Annotated in this window: 26 protein-coding genes; all 26 read left to right on the plus strand. The window is 66.5% G+C overall.

What is annotated here, in order from left to right; translation table 11 throughout:
- Positions 1–310 precede the first annotated feature (310 nt).
- The 26 genes from rpmE (at position 311) to OVA31_RS20095 (ending at position 24,423) form a co-directional block, all read left to right on the plus strand.
- A complete protein-coding gene (gene rpmE, locus OVA31_RS19970; RefSeq protein WP_124707574.1) occupies positions 311–538 on the plus strand; it encodes a 50S ribosomal protein L31 in 228 nt (75 codons plus the stop codon).
- Positions 539–663: 125 nt separating this feature from the next.
- Positions 664–1,740, plus strand: a complete 1,077-nt coding sequence (gene prfA, locus OVA31_RS19975) for a peptide chain release factor 1 (protein WP_267628331.1) — start codon at positions 664–666, stop codon at positions 1,738–1,740.
- A 4-nt stretch (positions 1,741–1,744) separates the two neighbouring features.
- Positions 1,745–2,644, plus strand: a complete 900-nt coding sequence (prmC, locus tag OVA31_RS19980; RefSeq protein ID WP_267628332.1) for a peptide chain release factor N(5)-glutamine methyltransferase — start codon at positions 1,745–1,747, stop codon at positions 2,642–2,644.
- Positions 2,645–2,691: 47 nt separating this feature from the next.
- The gene (locus OVA31_RS19985) at positions 2,692–3,348 is read left to right on the plus strand and encodes an L-threonylcarbamoyladenylate synthase (protein WP_267628333.1); all 657 of its coding nucleotides are present in this window, start codon (positions 2,692–2,694) and stop codon (positions 3,346–3,348) included.
- A 2-nt stretch (positions 3,349–3,350) separates the two neighbouring features.
- Positions 3,351–4,568: a serine hydroxymethyltransferase gene (gene glyA, locus OVA31_RS19990; protein ID WP_267628334.1), complete on the plus strand. Its 1,218-nt coding sequence runs from the start codon at positions 3,351–3,353 to the stop codon at positions 4,566–4,568.
- A 58-nt stretch (positions 4,569–4,626) separates the two neighbouring features.
- Positions 4,627–5,874, plus strand: a complete 1,248-nt coding sequence (locus tag OVA31_RS19995) for a glycosyltransferase family 4 protein (protein WP_164308573.1) — start codon at positions 4,627–4,629, stop codon at positions 5,872–5,874.
- 306 nt (positions 5,875–6,180) lie between these two features.
- Positions 6,181–6,594, plus strand: a complete 414-nt coding sequence (locus OVA31_RS20000) for an ATP synthase subunit I (protein ID WP_267628335.1) — start codon at positions 6,181–6,183, stop codon at positions 6,592–6,594.
- Positions 6,591–7,352 (plus strand): F0F1 ATP synthase subunit A, encoded by a 762-nt coding sequence (atpB, locus tag OVA31_RS20005; RefSeq protein WP_267628336.1) that lies wholly within the window; start codon positions 6,591–6,593, stop codon positions 7,350–7,352. Before OVA31_RS20000 ends, atpB begins: the two co-directional genes overlap by 4 nt.
- An 85-nt stretch (positions 7,353–7,437) precedes the next feature.
- Positions 7,438–7,695 (plus strand): F0F1 ATP synthase subunit C, encoded by a 258-nt coding sequence (locus tag OVA31_RS20010; RefSeq protein WP_161059527.1) that lies wholly within the window; start codon positions 7,438–7,440, stop codon positions 7,693–7,695.
- 49 nt (positions 7,696–7,744) lie between these two features.
- Positions 7,745–8,218 (plus strand): F0F1 ATP synthase subunit B, encoded by a 474-nt coding sequence (locus OVA31_RS20015; RefSeq protein WP_267628337.1) that lies wholly within the window; start codon positions 7,745–7,747, stop codon positions 8,216–8,218.
- Positions 8,219–9,568 (plus strand): F0F1 ATP synthase subunit B/delta, encoded by a 1,350-nt coding sequence (locus tag OVA31_RS20020; protein ID WP_267628338.1) that lies wholly within the window; start codon positions 8,219–8,221, stop codon positions 9,566–9,568.
- A 70-nt stretch (positions 9,569–9,638) separates the two neighbouring features.
- Complete coding sequence (gene atpA, locus OVA31_RS20025) at positions 9,639–11,270, plus strand: F0F1 ATP synthase subunit alpha (protein WP_267628339.1); 1,632 nt, start codon at positions 9,639–9,641, stop codon at positions 11,268–11,270.
- Between the two features lie 42 nt (positions 11,271–11,312).
- Positions 11,313–12,245 (plus strand): F0F1 ATP synthase subunit gamma, encoded by a 933-nt coding sequence (locus OVA31_RS20030; RefSeq protein WP_267628341.1) that lies wholly within the window; start codon positions 11,313–11,315, stop codon positions 12,243–12,245.
- Positions 12,246–12,293: 48 nt separating this feature from the next.
- Positions 12,294–13,742 carry a F0F1 ATP synthase subunit beta gene (gene atpD, locus OVA31_RS20035; protein WP_267628342.1) on the plus strand — a complete coding sequence of 483 codons (1,449 nt, stop codon included), beginning with the start codon at positions 12,294–12,296 and terminating at the stop codon, positions 13,740–13,742.
- Positions 13,743–13,751: 9 nt separating this feature from the next.
- Positions 13,752–14,132, plus strand: a complete 381-nt coding sequence (locus tag OVA31_RS20040) for a F0F1 ATP synthase subunit epsilon (RefSeq protein WP_267628343.1) — start codon at positions 13,752–13,754, stop codon at positions 14,130–14,132.
- Positions 14,133–14,387: 255 nt separating this feature from the next.
- Positions 14,388–14,831 carry a DUF2550 domain-containing protein gene (locus tag OVA31_RS20045; protein WP_161059520.1) on the plus strand — a complete coding sequence of 148 codons (444 nt, stop codon included), beginning with the start codon at positions 14,388–14,390 and terminating at the stop codon, positions 14,829–14,831.
- Between the two features lie 52 nt (positions 14,832–14,883).
- Positions 14,884–15,531 carry a cob(I)yrinic acid a,c-diamide adenosyltransferase gene (locus OVA31_RS20050; protein WP_267628345.1) on the plus strand — a complete coding sequence of 216 codons (648 nt, stop codon included), beginning with the start codon at positions 14,884–14,886 and terminating at the stop codon, positions 15,529–15,531.
- Between the two features lie 9 nt (positions 15,532–15,540).
- Positions 15,541–16,797: a UDP-N-acetylglucosamine 1-carboxyvinyltransferase gene (murA, locus tag OVA31_RS20055; RefSeq protein WP_267628346.1), complete on the plus strand. Its 1,257-nt coding sequence runs from the start codon at positions 15,541–15,543 to the stop codon at positions 16,795–16,797.
- Positions 16,798–16,800: 3 nt separating this feature from the next.
- A complete protein-coding gene (locus OVA31_RS20060) occupies positions 16,801–17,139 on the plus strand; it encodes an ArsR/SmtB family transcription factor (RefSeq protein WP_267628347.1) in 339 nt (112 codons plus the stop codon).
- 92 nt (positions 17,140–17,231) lie between these two features.
- Entirely contained in the window at positions 17,232–17,966 is a 735-nt protein-coding gene (locus OVA31_RS20065) for an energy-coupling factor ABC transporter permease (protein WP_267628348.1), read from the plus strand.
- Positions 17,963–18,361, plus strand: a complete 399-nt coding sequence (locus tag OVA31_RS20070; protein WP_267628349.1) for a PDGLE domain-containing protein — start codon at positions 17,963–17,965, stop codon at positions 18,359–18,361. The genes OVA31_RS20065 and OVA31_RS20070 overlap by 4 nt, the downstream gene beginning before the upstream one ends.
- Positions 18,362–18,366: 5 nt before the next feature.
- Positions 18,367–19,143: a cobalt ECF transporter T component CbiQ gene (gene cbiQ, locus OVA31_RS20075; protein ID WP_267628350.1), complete on the plus strand. Its 777-nt coding sequence runs from the start codon at positions 18,367–18,369 to the stop codon at positions 19,141–19,143.
- A gap of 56 nt (positions 19,144–19,199) precedes the next feature.
- A complete protein-coding gene (locus tag OVA31_RS20080) occupies positions 19,200–20,003 on the plus strand; it encodes an energy-coupling factor ABC transporter ATP-binding protein (protein ID WP_267631618.1) in 804 nt (267 codons plus the stop codon).
- 126 nt (positions 20,004–20,129) lie between these two features.
- Positions 20,130–21,422 carry an NDMA-dependent methanol dehydrogenase gene (gene mdo / locus OVA31_RS20085; protein ID WP_164308557.1) on the plus strand — a complete coding sequence of 431 codons (1,293 nt, stop codon included), beginning with the start codon at positions 20,130–20,132 and terminating at the stop codon, positions 21,420–21,422.
- A 146-nt stretch (positions 21,423–21,568) separates the two neighbouring features.
- Positions 21,569–22,888, plus strand: coding sequence for an AAA family ATPase (locus OVA31_RS20090; protein ID WP_267628351.1), 1,320 nt, complete (start codon positions 21,569–21,571; stop codon positions 22,886–22,888).
- A gap of 8 nt (positions 22,889–22,896) precedes the next feature.
- Positions 22,897–24,423 carry a VWA domain-containing protein gene (locus tag OVA31_RS20095; protein ID WP_267628352.1) on the plus strand — a complete coding sequence of 509 codons (1,527 nt, stop codon included), beginning with the start codon at positions 22,897–22,899 and terminating at the stop codon, positions 24,421–24,423.
- Positions 24,424–24,457 lie beyond the last annotated feature (34 nt).

Consider the following 24,457-nt stretch of genomic DNA (forward strand, 5'->3'; position numbering starts at 1 on the left):
GGCCGTCCGCTCGTGGACGGCGCTGGCGGATGGGTCGGGGGATCGCTGCGACGATGAAGCGATGCCGACGGAGACGTCAGCCTACAACTTAGCTAAGCCTTACTATCCTAAGGTATGCCTAACTCGGGAATGAAACCCCACAGAGGGCTGTTCTGTGAGGTGGATCGTTCGTCAGCGGGCCTTCGAGATCGGGATTCCACGGATTTCCAGGTCGAACACCCCGCGTGGCATACTGATCGGTCGAGTCCGGTTCCGGTTCACACCGTCGATCCCCGACGGTGACCCGGCGACCACAGAAAGGGACAACCAGATGAAGCAGGGCATTCACCCCGAGTACGCGACGACCACGGTCGTCTGCGGCTGCGGCAACACCTTCGAGACCCGCAGCACCGCGGACAACGGACGTATCAACGTCGAGGTCTGCTCGCAGTGCCACCCGTTCTACACAGGCAAGCAGAAGATTCTCGACACCGGCGGCCGCGTGGCCCGGTTCGAGAAGCGCTACGGCAAGCGCGCCAAGAAGGCCGACGCACAGTAGCTCGACCGACGACGCCCTGCCGGCGCGCTCAGCGCGTCCGGTGGGGCGTCGTTTTTCGTTCTCCGAAACCCTGTCGGCCGTGAGCGATGCCGGACACGAGAGATGTCCTGAGAGGTGAGCACCAGGTGACCACGCAGAGCCCGTCGGCGATCGATGACATCCTCGCCGAACATGCCGGCCTCGAGGCGCAGCTGGCGGATCCGTCGTTGCACGACGATCCCGGTGCCGCCCGCCGGGTCGGCAAGCGGTTCGCCGAACTCGCTCCCATCATGGCGACCCATCGTCGTCTGGAGGCCGCGCGCGATGATCTGGCCGCCGCACGCGAACTGGCGGCCGACGACCCGGCGTTCGCCGACGAGATCCCGGCGCTCGAGACGACTGTCGCCGAACTCGATGCGGCGCTGACCGATCTGCTGGCGCCCCGCGACGCGCACGACGGTGACGACGTCGTCCTCGAGATCAAATCGGGGGCCGGTGGCGAGGAATCGGCATTGTTCGCCGCCGATCTCGCCCGGATGTACCTCAAGTACTGCGAGCGAAGTGGTTTCAAGGCGCAGATCCTCGGAGTCACGGAATCCGACCTCGGTGGGTACAAAGAGGCCACCCTCTCGATCAAGTCGAGAGAGCAACTGCGCGACGGTGTCTGGGCCCGCCTGAAATTCGAGGGTGGCGTCCATCGGGTGCAGCGGGTGCCGGTCACCGAATCGCAGGGGCGAATCCACACCTCGGCCGCCGGCGTACTGATCTATCCGGAACCCGAAGAGGTCGCCCAGGTCGAGATCGACGAGTCGGATCTGCGGGTCGACGTCTATCGGTCGTCCGGAAAGGGAGGTCAGGGTGTCAACACGACGGACTCCGCGGTCCGGCTGACCCACCTGCCCACCGGCATCGTCGTGACCTGTCAGAACGAACGTTCGCAGCTGCAGAACAAGGCCAGGGCCATGCAGGTGCTCGCGGCCCGCCTGCAGTCGGCTGCCGAAGAGGAAGCCGACGCCGCGGCTGCCGAAGGGCGGGCTGCGCAGATCCGCACCGTCGACCGCTCCGAGCGGATCCGGACCTACAACTTTCCGGAGAACCGGATCACCGATCACCGGATCGGCTACAAGTCGAACAATCTCGACGCCGTGCTCGACGGTGACATGGATGCGCTGCTCGATGCACTGGTGGCCGCCGACCGGCAGGCCCGCCTCGAAGCGCAATGACGCGATGACCGAGAACTCGTCGAACTCGGCGCGAGACGCGGCGCCGGCTCGCGTGGACTCGGAGTTGTCGCAAGCGGAACGGACCTTGCGCGACGCCGGGATCGACAGCGCGCGTGGTGATGCCGAGTGGTTGCTCGCCGCAGTCCTGGGGATCGATCGTGGTCGGCTGCTGGTCGTCGACGGACTCGACCAGGACACCCGCGACCGGTTCCGTGGTCTGGTGACCCGTCGCGCGAGGCGAATCCCCTTGCAGCACATCGTCGGGGCCACCGCATTCGGACCGGCCGAGCTCGCCGTCGGCCCCGGCGTCTTCGTTCCCCGTCCGGAGACCGAGTTCCTCGCGGAATGGGCGGTCGGGATCGCCGGCCGAGCCGGCATCGTCACGGTTGTCGACCTGTGCAGCGGCAGCGGTGCCCTCGCGGTCGCGGTCGCGACGATGTTGCCGAACGCACGGGTCTGGGCGGTCGAGCGGTCGCCGACAGCACTGGAGTGGTTGCGGCGCAACGTCGCGAGCGCGCCCCCTCAGGTGCGTGACCGGATCGCAGTGGTGGCGGCCGACGTGACCGATGCGGCGCAGATGCGCGCGATGCTGCCGTTCGGGTCGGTGGACGTCGTGGTGGCCAACCCGCCCTATGTCCCACAGGCGGCCCGCGTCGCGCCGGAGGTGGCCCACGATCCCGCCGACGCGGTGTTCGGTGGGGCCGACGGCATGTCGGTGATCACACCGATGATGCCGATCGTCGCCGAACTCTTGCGGCCCGGTGGCGTGGTGGGTGTCGAGCACGATGACACGACGTCGGCCGCGGTTCTGGACGTGGTCGGTGCGGTGGGCGCCTTCGACGATGTCCGTGCTCGCGACGACCTGGCGGGACGTCCGAGATTCGTCACAGCACGTCGAGTCTGAGTGGACCGCAGCGACCGTCCGGACGGCCGGCGTGGGAGGATGGCCGGGTGAGCACGGTATTCGACTGCAGTGACCCGGAAGGCCGGGCGGCGGGTATCCGCGCAGCCGTCGGAGCAGCGAAGGCGGGCAGGCTCGTGGTGCTGCCGACCGACACTCTCTACGGCATCGGCTGCGAGGCATTCGACAGCGAGGCGGTCGCCGCATTGCTGGCCGCAAAGGGGCGAGGACGCGACATGCCGGTCCCGGTGCTGGTCGGTTCGTGGCACACGATCGACGGCCTGGTGTTGTCGGTGTCGACCGCCGCACGTGACCTGGTCGAGGCGTTCTGGCCCGGCGGGCTGAGTCTCGTGGTGGAGCAGGCGCCGTCGCTGGCCTGGGATCTGGGAGACACCAACGGCTCCGTGATGCTGCGCATGCCTTTGCATCCGGTGGCGATCGAGCTCCTGCGCGAGGTGGGGCCGATGGCGGTCTCGAGCGCCAACGTGTCGGGGCAGCCGCCCTCGACCACCGTCGACGAGGCCCGCGACCAGCTCGGCGAGTCGGTGTCGGTCTACCTCGACGGAGGTACCGCCGCCCAGGCCCAGCCGTCGACGATCGTCGATCTGACGGGCCCGACGCCACGAATCCTGCGTGAAGGGGCGGTGTCGATCGATGACATCGCCGAGGTCCTCGATCTCGACGTCGACGTGCTGGCCGCGCGCTGACGATGTCGTTCGCCCACTCCGACCCCCAGGTCGCCGACCTCGTCGAGCGTGAGAGTCGTCGCCGCGCAACCACCGTGCAGTTGATCGCGTCGGAGACGCGCGCCAGCCCGGCGGTTCGTGCGGCACAGGCGTCGGATTTCGGCGCGAAATATGCCGAGGGCTATCCGGGGGCGCGCTTCCACGGCGGATGCGAGGTCGCCGACCGACTCGAGCAACTCGCCATCGACCGCGCGGCCGAACTGTTCGGCGCCGAGTATGTCAACGTCCAGCCCCTGTCGGGCAGTGCCGCGAATCTCGCCGTCTATGCCGCATTCGCGCAGCCGGGCGATCCGATCCTGGCGTTGCGACTCGACCAGGGCGGGCACCAGAGCCATGGGTCCCGGGCGAACTTCTCGGGTCGCTGGTTCTCGCCGATCCACTACGGCGTACGTCCATCCGACGAACGCATCGATTACGACGAGCTCCGCGATCTCGCGTTGCTGCACCGGCCGCGGATCATCGTCGCCGGTGGTGCCGCCTACTCGCGCTCGATCGATTTCGCGGCCCTGCGGACCATCGCCGACGAGGCCGAGTCGATCCTCTGGATCGACGCCGCGCATCTCGCGGGGCTGGTCGCCGGGGGAGTGCTGGCGTCTCCGGTGCCGTATGCCGACGTGGTCACCTTGTCCACGCACAAGGTGCTGCAGGGGCCGCGCGGCGGGATGATCCTGGCCCGCGGCGCCCACGCCGCGGTGCTGCAGAAGGCGGTCCACCCGTTCATACAGGGCGGACCGTCGATGGGATCGATCGCAGGCAAGGCAGTCTGCATGCGGGAGTCGGCGACCGACGAGTTCGCCTCGTATGCGGCGGAGACCGTCGCGGCGGCGCAGCGCCTCGGTGACGAACTCTCCGGGCACGGTCTCCGGATCGTGAGTGGCGGCACCGACACCCATCTCGCGGTGGCCGATGTCTCCGCGATCGGACTCACCGGGGCCGAGGCGCAGCGCCGTCTGGCCTCGGCCGGGATCGTGGTGGACCGGGCCGTTCTGCCGTTCGATCGTGAACCGGTCACAACCGGCTCGGCCATCCGTGTCGGCACGCCGACGGCCGTGCTCGACGGTCTCGGTGTCGAGGCGATGCCGACGATCGCCGGCTGGATCATCCGCGGGTTGCGGGATCCGGCGGGCAGCGACCAACACGCCGGGATCCGCGCCGAAATCGAACGAGAGCTCGGCGGGTAGCGTTGTGCGGGTGTTCGATCCCCAGGCCGGCAAGGACCTCGCTGACGGGGTCACCGGCCTGGCGTTCGGTGCCGGTGATCCCGGTGTCCACCTGACCGCGTTGTCGGTGGTCGGCAACGGCGGTGCGGGTGTCCCGCTCCGGGAGTTGGCGCTGGTGGGTCTGACCGCTGCGGCCGTCACCTACCTGCTGACCTCGCTCGTCCGCGTCTTCGCGATCCGGATCGGGGCCGTCGCGGTGCCCCGGGTGCGCGATGTCCACGTGATCCCGACGCCGCGTCTGGGCGGTCTGGGCATGTTCGCCGGCATGGTCGCCGCGATCGCGCTGGCGGCCAACCTGCCTGCGCTCACCCGAGGATTCGCCTACACCAGCGACATGAGCGCGGTGATCGTCGCGGGACTGGTGATCGTGCTGGTCGGCGTCATCGACGATCGGTGGGGGCTCGATGCCCTCACGAAGTTCGTCGGACAGCTGACCGCGGCTGGGGTCCTGGTGATCATGGGGGTCAGCTGGTACCTGCTCTACGTCCCGTTCGCCGACATCGGCACCGTGGTCCTCGATCCATTGCAGGCCGGCCTCCTGACGGTGGCGATCACGGTCGCGACGATCAACGCGATCAACTTCGTCGACGGACTGGACGGCCTCGCCGCCGGTCTTGGTCTGATCGCGGCGTCGGCGATCTGCATGTTCTCGCTCGGTCTACTCCACGACCAGGGCGGCGATGTCAGCTATTACCCGCCGGCGCTCATCTCCACCGCCCTCGCGGGCGCCTGCCTCGGATTTCTGCCCCACAACTTCTCGCCTGCGCGGATCTTCATGGGCGACTCCGGTGCCATGCTCATCGGACTCATGTTGTCCGCGGCGTCGACGAGCGCCTCCGGACGTATCGCGATCAACGCCTATGGGCCCGCCGACGTCTTCACTCTGCTGTCGCCTCTGATCCTCGTGGCGGCGGTCGTCTTCGTGCCGATGCTGGACATGCTGATGGCCGTGGTGCGACGCACGCGCGCCGGAGTGGGCTTCTACACCCCCGACAAGATGCACCTGCACCACCGTTTGCTGGAACTCGGACATTCGCAGCGACGGGTCGCGCTGATCATCTACCTGTGGGTGGGTGTGCTCGCATTCTCCGCGGCGGCCAGTACGCTCTTCCCGATGTCGGTGGTGGCACCGATGTTCGGTGCGGGCCTGATCGTCGCCCTGCTGGTCACGATGGCGCCCCGCCTGCAGCGGCGCTACGCCCAGATCCGGACACGTGGTCACGCCGACCACTCCGATCGACGCGATTCCGTGCCGGGCGGTACCTGATCCCAGGTGTCTGCGCGCCAGGGGAGCGTCCTCACCCCTTGGTAAGGCAATGGTAAAACGCCGTGTACTATCCTCTGTAGTAGCACGACCTCGGCGCGAGCGCGACGCCTCCGGGAACCGGAGGCCGCGACACGCACCGCATCGACGGCCGCTGCACTCCCCAAAGGGTGCATACCCCCCGGTGGGTGCAGGAACGGGTGTTGGTAGGGTCACAGAAAACCGCGAGCTTACGCCCGGTGACACGAGTCGCCGATCGCACGCTCGATGCTTCGTGCCAACGCACGGGAATGAGCAGAGGAGAGGCACATGACGACGTCTGCCCCGGACTCCGCTCCCGTTTATCCGGTGGCGCCCACCGGCATCCGTCGCCCGGCGATCATCGCGGGGGTGGTGACTGTCATAGTCGCGGCATTGGCGATCGTTCTCGGGCATCCGTGGTTCGCCGTCTTCTTCCTCGCCGGAGTTGTGCTGGTCTTCATCAACACCAAACTGGTCATCCGGGCGGTCGAGAACGTCGCCGCCGCGGAGGACCCCCGCAAGAAACTGCTCGCCCTCAATTCCGCATTCCGCCTCGGGGTCATCACGGTCCTCGCATTGGTGGCGGCCATTCTGGTCCGGCCCGACGGGCTGGGCGCGATGTTCGGACTCGCCGTCGGCCAGGTGATCCTGGTGCTCAACACGGTGATTCCGGTGATGAAAGGACTTCGTAAGCAGATATGACCGCAATGACTTACCTGGCCGAGTCAGAGTCGGCGATCGAGGTCGGCCACCACACCGAGGTGGAGTTGCTCGGTATGACCGTCAATCTCGACACGGTCATCGGCAGTGCCGTGGCCGCGGTCATCGTGATCGCGCTTGCGTTCTTCGTCCGGTTCAAGATGACGTCGAACAAGCCGAACAACGTGCAGCTGTACTTCGAGACGATCACCGTCCAGATGCGCAGCCAGATCGAGGGCGCGATCGGCATGAAGATCGCCGGCTTCGTGCTGCCGCTGGCGGTGACCCTGTTCACCTACATCCTGATCGCCAACTGGCTGTCGATCATCCCGGCTCAGTACGGAACGGCCGAGGGTTCGACGAGCGAGTGGCTCAAGCCACCTGCCAGCGACGTCAACTTCGTGTACGCCTTGGCGCTGTTCGTGTTCGTCTGGTACCACGCCGCAGGTGTCAAGCGCCGCGGCATCATCGGCCACCCGGTCCGGCTCGTGAAGGGCCACTCGGTCGCCATCGCGCCGGTCAACATCATCGAGGAGATCGCCAAGCCGATCTCGCTCTCCCTCCGTCTTTTCGGCAACATGTTCGCGGGCGGCATCATGGTCGCGCTCATCGCGCTGATGCCGATCTACGTGATGTGGGCGCCGAACGCCCTCTGGAAGTCCTTCGACCTGTTCGTCGGACTCATCCAGGCATTCATCTTCGCCCTGCTGACGGTCTTGTACTTCAGCCAGGCGATGGAGATGGACGACGACCACCACTAGCCAGTACGACCCTGGCCGGCACCGCTGGCCGGGCCCAAAGACCTGGCAACCCGATTGCCAGTTTCACCCGAAAGGAAAGTTCTAAATGGATCCCAATCTGATTGGTCTGGGTGCGTTGATCGGTGGCGGCCTCATCATGGGCGGCGGCGCGATCGGTGCCGGTATCGGCGACGGTCTGGCAGGTGCCCAGTTGATCGCGGGTATCGCGCGTCAGCCGGAGGCCCAGGGTCGACTCTTCACCCCGTTCTTCATCACCGTGGGTCTGGTCGAGGCTGCGTACTTCATCAACCTGGCGTTCATGGCGCTCTTCGTCTTCGCCACCCCGATCTCCGGCCAGTCCTGATCTCGGTCAACGACCGGGTCGCCCTAGGATTTAAGGGAACAACCCAACCATGAATCTCGCCGCAGAGAACTTCCTGCTCCCCAACGGCACATTCTTCGTGTGCCTGCTGATCTTCGTGATCGTGTTCCTGGTCATCAGGACGATGGTCGTGCCACCGATCCTCAAGGTGCTCGACGATCGCGACGCCATGATCGCCAAGACTGCAGAGGACAACCGGGCCGCCGCGGCGAGCTACGAGGATGCGGACACCGAGTACCGGGCAGCGCTCAAGGACGCCCGGGGGGACGCCACCGGTATTCGGGACGAGGCTCGTGCCAAGGGCAACGAGCAGTTGGCAGAGGCGAAGCGGCGGGCCACCGATGAAGCGGACGCCGTTCTCGCCGACACCACGAGACAATTGAAGGCCGAGGGGGATCAGGCGGCTTCGACCGCCCGTGACGATGTCGATGCACTGTCGTCGACATTGGCGAGTCGTGTACTCGGCGTCGACGTGTCGGCCAAGTCGACGGAGAAGGTGAACTAAGTGGATATCGTCATCGGTAACCTCATCGGTTTCGCGATCATCATCTTCCTGTTCTGGAAGTACCTGCGGCCGGCGCTGTCCAAGGCGGTCAACGCCCAGAAGGACACGATCGCGCAACACGTCTCCGAGAGCGAGGCCGCCAAGGCTCGCGTCGCCGACGCGAAGGCTGCACACGACCGCGCCGTCGCAGAGGCCAAGGCCGAGGCTGAGGAACTGCACAAGGGTGCCGTCCGGGATGCCGAGGCGATCTCGGGCGACCTCAAGGCGCAAGCGGATTCCGAGGTCAAGCGGATCACCGAGCACGGCAAGTCCCAGGTCGCCCTGAACCGTGCCAGCCTCGTTCGTGACCTGCGCACCGACCTCGGGCTCACCGCGGTCGACGGCGCCGGACAGCTCGTGCGTTCGCACCTGTCGGATCCGCAGGCGCAGTCCGACAGCGTTGACCGGGTCATCGACGAACTCGAATCGATGTCGGCGGGCGGACCCGGGGATCTCGTCGCACACAGCTCGGAACTGATCGGACTCCACTCCATGCGGGCGAGCAGCCGCGAGGCGGCGCGTTCGGTGGCCAAGGAGTTCGATTCTGCATCCGAGTCCGTGGACAGCGAGACCCTGGTCAAGGCGTCGGTGGAACTGACGGACGTGATCGGCCTGATCGACGCGAATCCGGTGCTGCGCAAGCGGTTGACGGAAGACGAGGACAACACCGACGGACAGGTGCAGCTGGCACAGGCGCTGTTCGGTGGCAAGGTCTCGCCGATCGTCGTCGAGATCGTGTCGGCCGCGGTCCGGCAGCGGTGGTCGTCGACGTCGGACTTCACCGCGGCGCTGCGGCGCCAGAACGCGCTGGTGGTGCTCACCGCCGCCGAGCGTGACGGGTCGATCGAGCAGGTCGAGAACGAGCTCTTCGGCGTGGCCCGGCTGCTGGAGCAGAACCCGCGGCTGGCATCGCTGCTGTCCGATCACACGCACGCGGCCGACAAGCGCGTGGATCTGCTGCGGTCGCTGGTGGGCGAGAAAGTCGGGTCGCACACCTGGTATCTGCTGTCCCACACCATCGCGTTACTGCACGGGCAGCCGGCCGACGTCGCCGTCGACCATCTCGCCGAGCTCGCGGCTGCACGCCGGGGCGAGTCGGTGGCGCACGTGGTGTCGGCAGCCGAACTCTCCGACGCACAGAAGGCGAGACTCTCGTCGGTGCTCGGCAGCATCTACGGCCGGACGATCTCGGTGCAGACCGAGATCGACACCGAATTGCTCGGCGGCCTGCGCATCGGTGTGGGCGACGAGGTGATCGAGGCCGATGTCGCCACCCGTTTGGCGAAGGCGGCCGAGAGTCTGCCGCGCTGACCTGACCAGACCAACACATCCAGCGAACATCCAAACCACCAGCCGGACTGAGTAAGAAAGACGAGTACCCATGGCGGAGTTGACGATCTCACCAGACGAGATTAAGGGAGCGATCGAGCAGTATGTCTCGTCGTTCGAAGCCGATGCCTCCCGTGACGAGGTGGGCATCGTCACCGACACATCGGACGGTATCGCGCACGTCAGCGGTCTGCCCGGCGCGATGGCCAACGAGCTGCTGCAGTTCGACGGCGGCGTGCTCGGCGTGGCCCTGAACCTCGACGAGGACCAGATCGGTTGCGTCATCCTCGGTGACTACGAGTCACTGGAAGAGGGCCAGCAGGTCAGCCGCACCGGTGAGGTGCTCTCGGTCCCGGTCGGTGACAAGTTCCTCGGTCGCGTCGTCGATCCGCTGGGCAAGCCGATCGACGGCCTGGGCGACATCGAGTCCGAGGCCGAGCGCGTGCTCGAGCTGCAGGCGGCCTCGGTGCTCGAGCGTCAGCCCGTCGAGGAGTCGCTCGCGACCGGCATCAAGGCCATCGATGCCATGACCGCCATCGGCCGCGGACAGCGTCAGCTGGTCATCGGCGACCGCAAGACCGGCAAGACCGCGGTCTGCATCGACGCCATCCTGAACCAGAAGGCCAACTGGGAGTCGGGCGACGAGAACAAGCAGGTCCGCTGCATCTACGTCGCGATCGGTCAGAAGGGCTCGACCATCGCAGGCGTCAAGACCGCTCTCGAAGAGGCCGGCGCGATGGAGTACACCACCATCGTCGCGGCACCCGCGTCCGACTCGGCCGGCTTCAAGTGGCTGGCGCCGTACACCGGCTCGGCCATCGGCCAGCACTGGATGTACGAGGGCAAGCACGTCCTCATCGTGTTCGACGACCTGACCAAGCAGGCCGAGGCCTACCGCGCCATCTCGCTGCTGCTGCGTCGCCCGCCGGGCCGCGAGGCTTACCCCGGTGACGTCTTCTACTTGCACTCCCGTCTCCTGGAGCGTTGTGCCAAGCTGTCCGACGAGCTGGGCGGCGGCTCGATGACCGGCCTGCCGATCATCGAGACCAAGGCCAACGACGTCTCGGCGTTCATCCCGACCAACGTCATCTCGATCACCGACGGCCAGGTCTTCCTGGAATCGGACCTCTTCAACAAGGGCGTCCGGCCGGCGATCAACGTCGGTACCTCGGTGTCGCGTGTCGGTGGTGCCGCACAGACCAAGGGCCTGAAGAAGGTGTCCGGCTCGCTGCGTCTGGAGCTTGCCCAGTTCCGTGAGCTCGAAGCGTTCTCCGCGTTCGCCTCCGACCTCGACGACGCGTCCAAGGCGCAGCTCGAGCGCGGTGCGCGCTGGGTCGAGATGCTCAAGCAGGGTCAGTACAGCCCGTTCTCCGTGGAGGACGAGATCGTCTCGATCTACCTCTGCGGTGAGGGCCACTACGACTCCGTTCCGGTCGACGACGTCCGTAACTTCGAGACCCAGCTGCTCAGCCATCTGCACCACGAGGCGAAGGGCGTCTACGACTCGATCGCCGGTGGCAAGGTGCTGTCCGACGACCAGGCCGAGGCGCTGGTCGACGAGACCAACAAGTTCAAGAACAGCTACCTGACGCACGACGGCAAGCGCGTGGTGAACGAGGCCGAGGCCAAGGCCATGGACTCCGAGGACGTCGAGCACGAGCAGATCACGGTTCGCAAGTCGTGATCGGGTCGTCCGACAGTCGTGCCAAGGAAGGGGTGAGGGCTCGTGGCCAGCATTCGTGAGCTGCGCTCACGCATCCGGTCGGTCAACTCGACCAGGAAGATCACGAAGGCGCAGGAGCTGATCGCGACCTCGCGCATCACCAAGGCCCAGGCTCGTGTCGCGGCGGCCAAGCCGTACGCGCATGAGATGACCGAGGTGTTGTCGGAGCTGGCGAGCAATGCCGGCTCGCTGGATCACCCACTGCTGGTCGAGCGCGAGAACCCCCGGCGCGCCGGGATCCTGGTGGTCACGAGCGACCGCGGGATGTGCGGCGGCTACAACTCCAACGTCCTGCGGGCGACTCGCGAGCTCATCTCGCTGGTGCGCGACGAGGGCAAGGAGCCGGTGCTGTTCGTCATGGGGCAGAAGGGGGTCGGCTACTTCACCTTCCGCGGTACCGAGGTGACCGATTCGTGGACGGGGTTCTCGCAGGCCCCGGATTACAGCGATGCGAGCATCGCGACCAACTTCCTGGTCCAGTTGTTCGAGGCCGGTTCCGGAGAACAGGTCGAGCGTCCCGACGGTGAGGGGACGCTGGAGGGCATCGATGAGTTGCATCTCGTGTACACGAGGTTCGTCTCCATGCTGACCCAGACTCCCGAGGTGCGCCGCGTGGCCCCGCTCGTCGTGTCCGAAGAGGACGACGAGATGGAAGCCGAGATCCACAAGTCGTCGCGCAATTACTCGTTCGAACCGGCGCCCGAGGCGTTGCTCGAAGCCTTGCTGCCGAAGTACGTCGCCACCCGCGTGTACGCGGCGCTGCTGGATTCCGCCGCATCGGAGTCGGCGGCACGTCGGACCGCGATGAAGGCGGCCACCGACAACGCCGACGAACTGGCGACCTCGCTCTCCCGCGAGGCCAACCAGCTCCGGCAGGCGCAGATCACGCAGGAGATCAGCGAGATCGTCGGCGGCTCCAGCGCCCTGGCCACCTGATCGAACCCTGGCGACCCATAGACCCAAAGAGGAAGTGACCCAACAACAATGACTGCAGCAGTATCCACACCCTCGGATGCCTCGACGGGTTCGGCCGAAGGCCGGGTCGTCCGCATCATCGGCCCCGTCGTCGACGTCGAGTTCCCCCGGGGCTCGATCCCAGAATTGTTCAACGCGCTGCACGCCGAGATCGCCCTCGAAGCTGTGGCCAAGACCCTGACGCTCGAGGTCGCGCAGCATCTCGGCGACAACCTGGTGCGCACGATCTCCATGCAGCCGACCGACGGCCTGGTGCGTGGTGCAACCGTGTCGGACACCGGCAAGTCCATCGTGGTGCCGGTCGGCGACGACGTGAAGGGTCACGTCTTCAACGCGCTCGGTGACTGCCTCGACACTCCGGGACTCGGCCGTGACGGCGAGCAGTGGAGCATCCACCGCAAGCCGCCGCCTTTCGACGAGCTCGAGGGCAAGACCGAGATCCTCGAGACCGGCATCAAGGTCATCGACCTGCTGACCCCGTATGTCAAGGGCGGCAAGATCGGTCTGTTCGGTGGTGCTGGTGTCGGCAAAACCGTTCTGATCCAGGAGATGATCACCCGTATCGCTCGCGAGTTCTCCGGCACGTCGGTGTTCGCCGGCGTCGGCGAGCGCACCCGTGAGGGCACCGACCTCCACCTCGAGATGGAGGAGATGGGCGTTCTCCAGGACACCGCCTTGGTGTTCGGTCAGATGGACGAGCCGCCGGGCACGCGTATGCGCGTCGCCTTGTCCGCGCTGACCATGGCGGAGTACTTCCGCGATGTGAAGCAGCAGGACGTGCTGCTGTTCATCGACAACATCTTCCGGTTCACCCAGGCCGGCTCGGAGGTCTCGACCCTCCTCGGCCGTATGCCGTCCGCGGTTGGCTACCAGCCAACCCTGGCCGACGAGATGGGCGAGCTGCAGGAGCGGATCACCTCGACCAAGGGGCGCTCGATCACCTCGCTGCAGGCGATCTACGTGCCTGCCGACGACTACACCGACCCGGCGCCTGCGACCACGTTCGCCCACCTCGATGCGACCACCGAGCTCTCGCGTCCGATCTCGCAGCTGGGTATCTACCCGGCTGTGGACCCGCTGACGTCGACCTCGCGCATCCTGGAGGCCTCGATCGTCGGTGACGAGCACTTCCGCGTCGCCAACGAGGTCAAGCGAATCCTGCAGAAGTACAAGGAACTCCAGGACATCATCGCCATTCTCGGTATGGACGAGCTGTCCGAAGAGGACAAGGTGACGGTGCAGCGCGCGCGTCGTATCCAGAAGTTCCTGGGTCAGAACTTCCTCGTCGCCGAGAAGTTCACCGGTCAGAAGGGTTCGGTCGTGCCGCTCGCCGACACCATCGAGGCGTTCGACCGGGTCGCGAAGGGTGAGTTCGATCACTTGCCCGAGCAGGCGTTCAACAGTTGCGGTGGACTCGACGACGTGGAGGCCGCCGCCGCCAAGATCGCCGGAAAGTAGCGGGTCGCCATGGCTGACAAGTCCTTCCACGTCGAGGTCGTCGCGGCCGACGAGAAGCTGTACTCGGGTGAAGCCACCTTCGTCATCGCCCAGACGACCTCGGGTGAGCTCGGTGTGCTGGCGAATCACGAACCTCTGCTGGGGCAGCTCGTCCCGGGCGGCTTCGTGGTGATCGCCGAGGAGAGTGGCAAGCGTCTGTCGGCGGCCGTGCAGGGCGGGTTTCTCTCGGTGACCGGTGAATCGGTGACCATACTCGCCGAGTCGGCGCAGTGGGCCGACGACATCGACGCCGCAGCCGAACGCTCGGCACTCGAGTCCGCCGAGCCGGGTACCGAGGAGTACAACCGTGCGCACTCCCGCCTCGCGGCGGCGGAGCACGCGGCCAAGTAATCTCGCAGATCGACGGCCGGTCATCGCTTTTGGGGCGACGGCCGGCCGTCGTCGTGTCCGAGCCCGCCAGGGCTGGTCACCGGTCGCGGCAGGCGTTGCCGACCCGGGGGAACTGCCGTGACGAGACATCGAACCCGGTCTGGCATGCTGGACGCAGAACGGTCGTGCACCGGAGTCTCTCGACTCATCTCGGTGCGTGAGTCCGGCGCACCGTGATCAGCCCCCGCGCGACCGTTGGCGGGAGGTGTGCGCCTGGTGTCGTGGATCGCGTTGGTACTGGGCGTCCTGTTGGCGGTCGCCGTGGTGGTCTGCGGACTCCTCGCGTATCGGCTGGGGCAGTTGCGCAGGACCGGAACCCCGGTGCTGCTCAGAGAGCTGCCCGCAGACGTCGATGAGGGCTGGCGCCACGGCACGGTCCATTACAGCGACGAGAATCTCCGCTATTTCCGGCTCAGTTCGTTGCGCCCCGGACCGACCCGCACGCTGGGCAGGCAGTCCATCGAGATCACCCGCAGACGGCGACCCGAGGGCACCGAGTCCGAGATCCTGCACGGCATGGTGATCCTGGAACTCGAACCCGGCGCCGACGATGCCGGCCGAGCCTACGAGCTCGCCATGGCGCCGGGTGCCGACACCGCGTTCCAGTCGTGGCTGGAGTCACGACAGTCGAATCGGTCGCAGCGTCGTCGTAGTGCCTGATCGGCATCGGGCCGACGACCGCAGGCCCGGTACCGGGCAGTAGATTCAGGTCATGGCGGTACATCTCACGCGCATCTACACACGCACCGGCGACGACGGCACCACCGGACTCAGCGACTTCTCCCGGGTGTCCAAGAACGATGTCCGGGTGGCGGCCTACGCCGACTGTGACGAGGCCAACGCGGTCATCGGGACGGCGTTGGCCCTCGGTGGTGACGTGCCTGCCGACATCGTCGAGGTGCTGCGCACCGTCCAGAACGATCTCTTCGACGCCGGTGCGGATCTGTCCACCCCGGTGGTGGCGGAACCCGACTACCCACCACTGCGCATCGAGCAGGACTACATCGACGCGCTGGAGTCGTGGTGTGACCACTACGCCGACGGACTGCCGACACTCGATTCGTTCATCCTGCCGGGTGGCACCCGACTGAGTGCGCTGCTGCACCACGCACGCACGGTGACCAGGCGTGCCGAACGATCGGCCTGGGCCGCCGTCGAGGCGGACCCGGACACCACTAGCGTGCTGCCGGCGAAGTATCTGAACCGGCTGTCGGACCTGTTGTTCATTCTCTCGCGCGTCGCCAATCGCGCACCGCACGGCGAAGGCGACGTGAAATGGTCGCCCGGCGGCGAGCGCAGGCGGCCTCCCGCGCGTGGTGGCCATCGCGGGCCGGACGGGGACGCCGCGCGTGACAGCTAAGGTGGCAGCGTGAGTGATCGTTTTCTGGTCTCCGGGGGAGGCCGCCTGTCCGGCGAGGTCTGGGTTGGCGGTGCCAAGAACAGTGTGCTGAAGCTGATGGCAGCAGCCCTGCTCGCAGAGGGCACCACGACGTTGACGAACTCACCTGAGATCGCCGACGTCCCCTTGATGGCCGATGTCCTGCGCGGCCTGGGCGCCGTGGTGACCATCGACGGCGACACGGTGCGGATCGACGCACCCGCCGAACCCAAGTACCACGCGGACTTCGATGCGGTGAAACAGTTCCGTGCATCGGTGTGTGTGCTCGGCCCCCTGATGGCCCGTTGCCGTCGTGCGGTCGTGGCACTCCCGGGCGGTGACGCCATCGGTTCTCGCCCGCTCGACATGCATCAGGCCGGTCTGCGCGCATTGGGCGCGCACAGTTCGATCGAACACGGATGTGTCGTGGCCGAGGCCGACGCTCTCATCGGCGCCCCGGTGGCTCTCGAGTTCCCGTCGGTGGGTGCGACCGAGAACATCCTGATGGCCGCGGTCCTCGCCGACGGCGTGACCACCATCGACAACGCCGCACGGGAACCCGAGATAGTCGACCTCTGCGTGATGCTCCAGCAGATGGGCGCGCTCATCGAGGGCGCGGGAACCTCGACCTTGACCGTGACCGGCGTCGACCGGTTGCATCCGACCACCCACCGCGTGGTCGGGGATCGGATCGTCGGCGCCACGTGGGGGATCGCGGCCGCGATGACGCGCGGTGACGTGACCGTGCGTGGCGTCTCGCCCGAGCATCTGCAGCTGGTCCTGAACAAGCTGGGGGACACCGGCGCGCACGTCGACCGGTTCGCCGACGGCTTCCGGGTTCGCCAGGACCGTCGCCCGATCGCCGTCAACGTGTCCACATTGCCGTTTCCCGGCTTTCCCACCGACCTGCAACCGATGGCGATCGGCATGGCCGCGATAGCCGAGGGGATGTCGGTGATCACCGAGAACGTCTTCGAGGCGCGATTCCGTTTCGTGGAGGAGATGGTTCGGCTGGGCGCCGACGCACGGACCGATGGTCATCATGCGGTACTCCGCGGGATCGAACGACTGTCGAGTGCACCGGTCTGGTGTTCGGACATCCGCGCAGGCGCAGGCCTCGTGCTGGCCGGTCTGGTAGCCGACGGGGTGACCGAGGTTCACGACGTCGAGCACATCGATCGCGGTTACCCGCGGTTCGTCGAGAACCTTCGCAGTCTCGGCGGCAAGATCGAGCGGGTCGGTGAGTGAGACATGGTGGCCGAGGGCGCGGAGGGCCCGGCGACCGGCGGTGGGCACGGTGAACGTGCCGATGTCGACATCGCGGAATGGTCCACGCGCTTCGATCTGCTGTCCGATCCGCACCGCCTCGAGATCCTGATCGTTCTGCACCGACGTCCCGGGATCATCGTCGGCGACCTCGCGACTGCCGTGGGGCGCACCGAAACCGCGGTCTCCCAGGCGCTTCGGGTACTGCGCCACCAGGGCTGGGTGAGTTCGACCCGCCTGGGCCGATCGGTCAGTTACCGACTCGACGACGACACCGTCCACGAACTGCTTCATTGGATGGGTGCAGGCCACGGCCACACGTAAAGGTGTGGTCGACACCTGACCCATCGGACAGTCTGTTCACTTAAACATCTGAATGAGTGGACAGATGACCGTGGCGGTTCTACGGTTCGTGCATGTCCACGCTGACGCCTTCGCCGGTCACGTCGACCGTCGCCATGCACATGAGTGACGGCATCATCAACGCGCCGGTCTCGGCTCTCTTCGGAATCATCGCCTTCGCGGGTCTCGCGTTCTGTGTGTGGCGCGCCCGCACCGATCTCGACGAGAAGACCGTCCCGATGGCCGGACTCGTCGCGGCGTTCATCTTCGCGGTGCAGATGATCAACTTCCCGATCCTGCCCGGGGTCAGCGGGCACCTCCTCGGCGGAGCCTTGGCCGCGATCCTGGTCGGCCCGTTCACCGGCGCATTGTGTATTGCGATCGTCCTGGTGGTGCAGGCGTTGCTCTTCGCCGACGGCGGGGTCACCGCGCTGGGTGCCAACATCACGAACATGGCATTGATCTCCACCTTCGTGGGCTATCTGGTCGCGGTGGCAGGTTATCGCCTGATCGGGCGGCGCGTGCCGTCACCAGGCCGGCTGGGGGTGGTCGCATTCGTGGCAGCGCTCTGCGGGACTGTCGCCGCCGCAACGGGTTTTGTCGTCGAGTACGCGCTGGGGGGTGCCGCGACAGAATCGCTTGGCACTGTCGCGGCGTACATGTGGGGCACCCACGCCCTCATCGGTATCGGCGAGGGCGTCATCACCGCCGTCACGGTGATGGCGGTGGTCCGAGCGCGGCCCGATCTCGTCTATCTGCTCCGAACGCGCGCCCCGAGCAGTTCCGAGTCGGTCGGAGTGGCGGTATGAGCACCACCGACGACAATCGACGGCGCGTGAGCCGACGGACCTTCCTCGCGGTGTTCGCCTGTGCGGCACTGATCATCGCCGGAGTCGTGTCGTATGCGGCGAGTTCCTCACCCGACGGACTGGACTCGGCCACCCTGCGCGGGTGCGAGACGGTGATGGTCGGTGGCCGCGAGCAACTCACCGGCGACTGCATCGCTCAGCACGCGACAGATCATGCGATGGCCTCGTCACCGCTGGCCGACTATTCGCTGCACGGGATCGGTGGTACCAACGGCGTCGCCGGTGTCATCGGGGTGGCCATCACGCTCGGGCTCGCGACGGGGCTGTTCTGGTTGCTCGCCGTCCGACGACGGGCCCGCGCCGACCACGAGGGCGCCGACGGCGGCGGGCGCTGATCGCGATGGGCGCCGGTCATGCCCATCCGCTCTATCGAGGGGGCGACTCGCCGGTCCATCGGGCACCCACCGAGGTCAAGCTGGTCTGTCTGATCGCCTTCGTCTTCGCCGTCGTGGCCACTCCCCGTGAGATGTTCTGGCCGTATCTGGCGTTCGCCGCGATCCTGGTCGTCGTGTGGCGGGTTGCGCGCGTGCCGGTCGGATGGATCGTGCCGCGCATGGTGATCGAGGCGCCGTTCGTCATCCTGGCGGTACTGTTGCCGTTCGCCGAAGGGGGGGAACGGGTCGACGTGGCCGGGCTGTCGCTGTCGGTCTCGGGGGTGTTCGCGGCGTGGGGGATCGTCGTCAAGGGGTCGCTCGGGGTGGCCGCATCGCTGACGTTCGCCGCGACCACACAGGCGAGAGAGCTGCCATTGGCGCTGACGCGGCTGGGTATGCCGGCCACGCTCACCCCGGTGATCGTGATGATGCTCCGCTACACCGATCTGCTCTCGGCGGAGATCCGTCGGATGCACATCGCTCGGCTGGCCCGTGGCGATTCACCGCGGATGTTGCACCAGGCCGGGGCGATCGCCAAGGGCGTCGGATCGCTCTTCCTGAGGTCATACGAACGCGGAGAGCGAGTTCATCTCGCGATGATGTCGCGGGGGTTCACCGGTTCGATACCGGAGATGCCGGGAGTCGCGACGGCGCCGCGGGCGACCCGCGTTCAGTGGGCGGTCGTGGCGTTGCCGGCGATCGCGGCGATCCTGATTTCCGTGATCGCTTGGGTGACAAGGTGATCGATGACCACGACAGCGAGGCTGGAGCGCCGGGCAAGGACGAGGTGGCGCGTGCGATGACAGACCAGAGCCGATCGGACGAGTGCCTCGCGATCGAGGCCCGCGGCGTCCGGTACACGTATCCGGACGGACATCCAGCCCTCGAGGGAGTGGATCTGATCGTCCGCCGCGGCGAGCGGGTGGCGCTGCTCGGACCCAACGGCGCCGGCAAGACCACGCTGATGTTGCAACTGAACGGTGTGCTGCTGCCGACCGGGGGAGAGGTCCGGATCAACGGCGTCCCGGTCGGCAAGAAGACGATGCGTGAGGTCAGACGACAGGTGGGGCTGGTCTTCCAGGACCCCGACGATCAGCTGTTCATGCCCACCCTGGCCGAAGACGTGGCGTTCGGGCCCGCGAACTTCGGCGACGCCGGCCTCGATCTCGGTGCACGCGTGACGGAGGCACTCGCCGCGGTCGGGATGACCGAGCACGCCGGTCGCAGTCCGCACCGACTGTCCGGCGGGCAGCGGCGACGTGGAGCGCTGGCCACCGTACTCGCTTGCCGCCCGGACATTCTGGTCCTCGACGAGCCGTCGGCGAATCTCGATCCGGTCGCCCGCCGCGAGCTCGCCGACACCCTGCTCGGGCTCGACACCACGATGCTCGTGGTGACCCACGACCTACCCTATGCGGCGCAACTGTGCGACCGGGCCGTGATCATCGACGACGGGCGAGTGGTCGCCGACGGCCCGACCCGTGACATTCTCGCCGATGCCGACACCCTGGCGCGGCATCGACTCGAATTGCCGTGGGGTTTCGATGTCGGTCTGATGGACCACCTGTCCGATCGGACAGGGCCCGGCCTGCCAACAGGGTGACGGTGCGGTCGTAACGGATGGTTCGGCCGCCGAGACCTGTCCACCGGCACTGTGACCTGCGTAACGTCGCCGTTGCTCCACTACCGACGTTGAGGATGCGCATCGTGCGCAGGAGGTCAGGTCATCATGCAGGTCGACGAACTACTGAAACCGTTTCCCATCAAGGAATTCCATCCGTTCCCGCGGGCCATGATGGGGCCCGGTGCGCACGAGATGATCGGTCCGGAGGCGCTCAAGCTCGGCTTCAAGCGCACGCTGGTGATGACCACCGGCCTGCGGGGCAGCGACACGGTCCACAAGATCGTCGAATCCTGTAAGTACCACGGCCTCGAGGTGGTCCTGTTCGATCAGGTCGAGTCGAATCCCAAGGACTACAACGTGATGGATGCGGTGTCGTTGTACAACACCGAGCAATGCGACTCGTTCATCTCCATCGGTGGCGGGTCTGCCCACGACGCCTGCAAGGGGGCACGGATCTCGGTTGCCCACGACGGTCGCAGCATCAACGAGTTCGAGGGATTCAACAAGAGCGAGAACCCGAAGAATCCGCCGCACATCGCGGTGTCGACCACTGCGGGTACCGGCTCGGAGACGTCGTGGGCCTACGTCATCACCGACACCACAACGGATCCCGACAAGCCGCACAAGTACGTCGCTTTCGACGATGCGTCCGTCACCACGCTCGCGATCGACGACCCGGTGCTCTATTACGACTGCCCGGTGGCCTTCACCGCGCAGTGCGGGTTCGATGTGCTGGCCCACGCGTCCGAGCCGTACGTGTCGCGGTTGAACTTCCCGCCGTCGATGGGTAACGCCCTGCACGCCGTTCGTCTCACCGCGCGACACCTCCGCGAGGCGACGTGGAACCCAACGGAACTGGCCGGCCGCGAAGGGATGATGTACGCGCAATACATTGCGGCGCAGGCATTCAACTCGGGCGGACTGGGGATCATCCACTCGATCAGCCACGCGGTGTCGGCGTTCTACGACACTCACCACGGACTCAACAACGCGGTCGCACTTCCACGCGTCTGGGCGTTCAACATGCCGGTCCTCTACGACCGATTCGCCGATCTCGCGGAGGCGATGGGGGTGGACACCCATGGGATGACGAAAGTGCAGGCCGCCGACCAGGCGTTGAATGCCGCGATCCGCCTGCTGCGTGATGTGGGTATCCCGGAGAAGTTCACCGACGTCACCCAGGACTCGCACATCAAGAACCGTCTCGGCACCGGCCCGACCAAGTTCTACGAGAACCGCAAGGAGATCTCCGGAGCTCCGGAATCGATCGATGCGATCACCAATCACGTCCTCGGTGACGCCTGCACGCCGGGCAACCCCAAGGAATGCACCTTCGAGACCGTTCGTCCTGTCGTCGATCACTGCTTCAACGGCGATCTCGACGACCTGATCTCGTAGAGGTCCACCTCTACGAGGGTGACGGATGGCGGACCCATCGCCCCCCGACCCGGGCCCGCCATCCGTCTTCCATCCCAAAGGATTACGCGACCACCGATGAACTCGACCCGCTGATGGATCAGCCCCGCAGAGAACCGGAGACACCGATGTCCGTGCACCTCGCCACCGAACCCGCCGAGGATCCCACCGAGTCCGGCGGCGACCCCCGTTCCCTGGGGAGTGAGTCCGGCGGCGATCCCCGTTCCCTGAGGAGCGAGTCCGGCGGCGACGAGCCCGACGAGGAGTTCGTCGATGTCGCCGACGTGATCGAGCGATTCGCGGCCGCCGGATATCTCGCTGATCAGCGACTGGCCACCACCGTGTTCCTGCAGAGCCGGCTGGGCAAACCGATCCTCCTCGAAGGCCCCGCAGGCGTGGGCAAGACCCAGCTGGCCAAGACCCTCGCCGAGGTGACCGGTCGTGAACTGCTACGCCTGCAGTGCTACGAGGGACAGGACGAGACCACCGCCCTTTACGAGTGGGACTATGGCAAACAACTGCTCTACACCCAGGTGTTGCGCGAGAAGATAGGTCAGGTCGTCGCCGACACGTCGACCATTGCCGAGGCAGTGGAACGGATCGGGGCCGAGGAGAGCGTGTTCTTCTCCGAACGGTTCCTCGCGCCACGCCCCCTCCTCGAGGCCGTGCGTTCGGAACGGCCCGTGGTACTGCTCGTCGACGAGGTCGATCGTGCCGACGAGGCGTTGGAAGCCGTGCTGCTCGAACTGCTCGCCGAGTATCAGGTCTCCGTGCCCGAGATCGGCACCTTCGTTGCGACCCACCAGCCGATGATCGTCTTGACCTCCAACAACACCCGAGATCTCTCGGCAGCTCTCAAACGGCGGTGCCTGCATCTCTCGCTGGATTATCCGGAGTCCGCCCGCGAACTCGCGATCATCAAGTCGAAGAACACCGGGCTGTCCGAGACGCTCGCGGCCAAGCTGGTCGAGATCGTCCGCGGTCTGCGAGAGCTCGACCTGCGGAAGGCGCCCAGCATCTCCGAGGCCATCGACTGGGCGCGGACACTCGCGGTGCTGGGTGCCGACGAACTGAACTCCGAGATCCTCGCGGACACCGCGAACGTCGTGGTCAAGTACGACCGAGATCTCACTCGCGCCATCGAGGCCCTGCCACGTCTCGTGGATCCGAATGCCGAGGTCCCCGATCATCTTCACTCCCATGGACATTCGCATGGGCACGGGCATTCGCACGGACCACCCGATCACGGTCATGACCATGGTCACGGCGACAGCGAGCACTCGGGTCAGGCCACACGGGCGGCGAAGGATCAACCGGGCAGACACGCGAACGACTACTACGGCTCGCCGGGCAGTCACAACGATGCCGGCACCCGGGGCGGAGTGAGCCCGGGACAGGGCAACCGGTCGTTCAAGCCGCGTGGCGGCTCCGGCAAGCGTCCGTTCTAGGTCGCGCCATGGAAGGGGCTGTCCACCGGTTCGTGCGTCTGCTGCGGCTGCACGGTATCCGCATCGGGGTCTCCGAGGCGATGGACGCGATGCGCGCCGTCGGCACCGCGGAGATCCTCGGCGATCGAGAGCTGCTCCGTTCGGCGCTCGCCGTGTGCCTGATCAAGGACCGCCGCGACGAGGCGACGTTCCACGAGGTGTTCGATCGGTTCTTCGGACTCCGTGCCGTGGTGGACGGAGATGACGGACAAGGGCATTCACACACCCACGACGACCTGAGCGACTCGGGCGAGCTCGAGGAGTACACGCTCTCCGGCGAGGTGGGTCAAACGCCCCAGCAAGGACACAGTCACGGACCGCCGTCGAACATCAGACAGTATTTCGACCCGGAAGACCTCGCCGAGCAGTACAACCTCCATCAGGAGGCCAACAAGCTCGACATGGCGTCGTTGACCGACGAGATCGTGCTGTCCGCCGACGAGGTGCCGAACTCCGAGGCGGCAGCACGGGTGCAGCTCACGGTCTCGCGGTTGCACAACCCCGGCAGACCGGGTGAGCTGGTGGCCGGCACATCGACCCAGCTCGACGCCGAACTGTCCGTGGCGCAGGAGATGGCGCTGCTCGACTGGCTCGACACCGACGGCGAGGGGACCGGCCCCCAGCCCGATGCAGAGGCACTCGCCGCGCTGCGCAGCGCCCTCGCCGGTCTCCTCGACGGTCTGCCCGAGAAGTTGCGTGATCACCTCGAGCAACTGATGGCGAGCGACCACGAACTCGAGAGTCGCGAGATCGAGGCCTCGGTCCGCGACGCCATCGGTGAGAACGAGCGGGCGAGCCTGGAGGATTCCATCCGACGGCTCATCCGAAGCCTGCACGGCGCACCGCGTGCCCGCCGGAAAACGGCTGCGCGCGGCACGGTCGATGCGGCCCGCACGATGCGGGCCAACCTCCGCTACGACGGTGTCCCGTTTCGTCCCGTCACCGTCGCGAAGGTGACGGATCGTCCCAGTCTCGTTCTCCTCACCGACGTTTCGCTCTCGGTGCGCTCGGCGGCCCGGTTCACGTTGCAGTTGGTGCACGGGTTGCAGAGCATGGTCGCCCATGTCCGGTCCTTCGCATTCGTCTCGGATCTCGTCGAGATCACCGACCTGTTCGCAGAACATCCGCCCGAGGAGGCGCTTTCGCTGGTCGTCTCGGGGTTGCCTGCGGGCGGCGTTCTCGACACCGACGCCGACTCGGACTACGGCTCTGCTCTGGGCGCGTTCCTGGAGGAGTTCGGCGGCGCGATCAACCGTCGCACGACGGTGATCGTGCTCGGAGACGGTCGCAGCAACGGTCGGGATCCGAATCTGGCTGCGTTCGAGGAGATCACCCGGCGCGCGCGGGAGACCATCTGGATCACTCCGGAGCCGAGCCACTCGTGGGGTCTGGGATCGTGCGACCTGCCTGCCTACGCGGCCCTGTGTGACCGGCTGCACGTGGTCCACGACCTGTCCGCATTGGAGCAGGTCTCCGTCGACACACGTGGCTCGTGAGGAGCCCGCATCCGCGTAGGATCGCGAGAAGAAC

It is taken from the genome of Gordonia sp. SL306 (genome assembly GCF_026625785.1).
In the GTDB taxonomy this organism is placed as follows: domain Bacteria; phylum Actinomycetota; class Actinomycetes; order Mycobacteriales; family Mycobacteriaceae; genus Gordonia.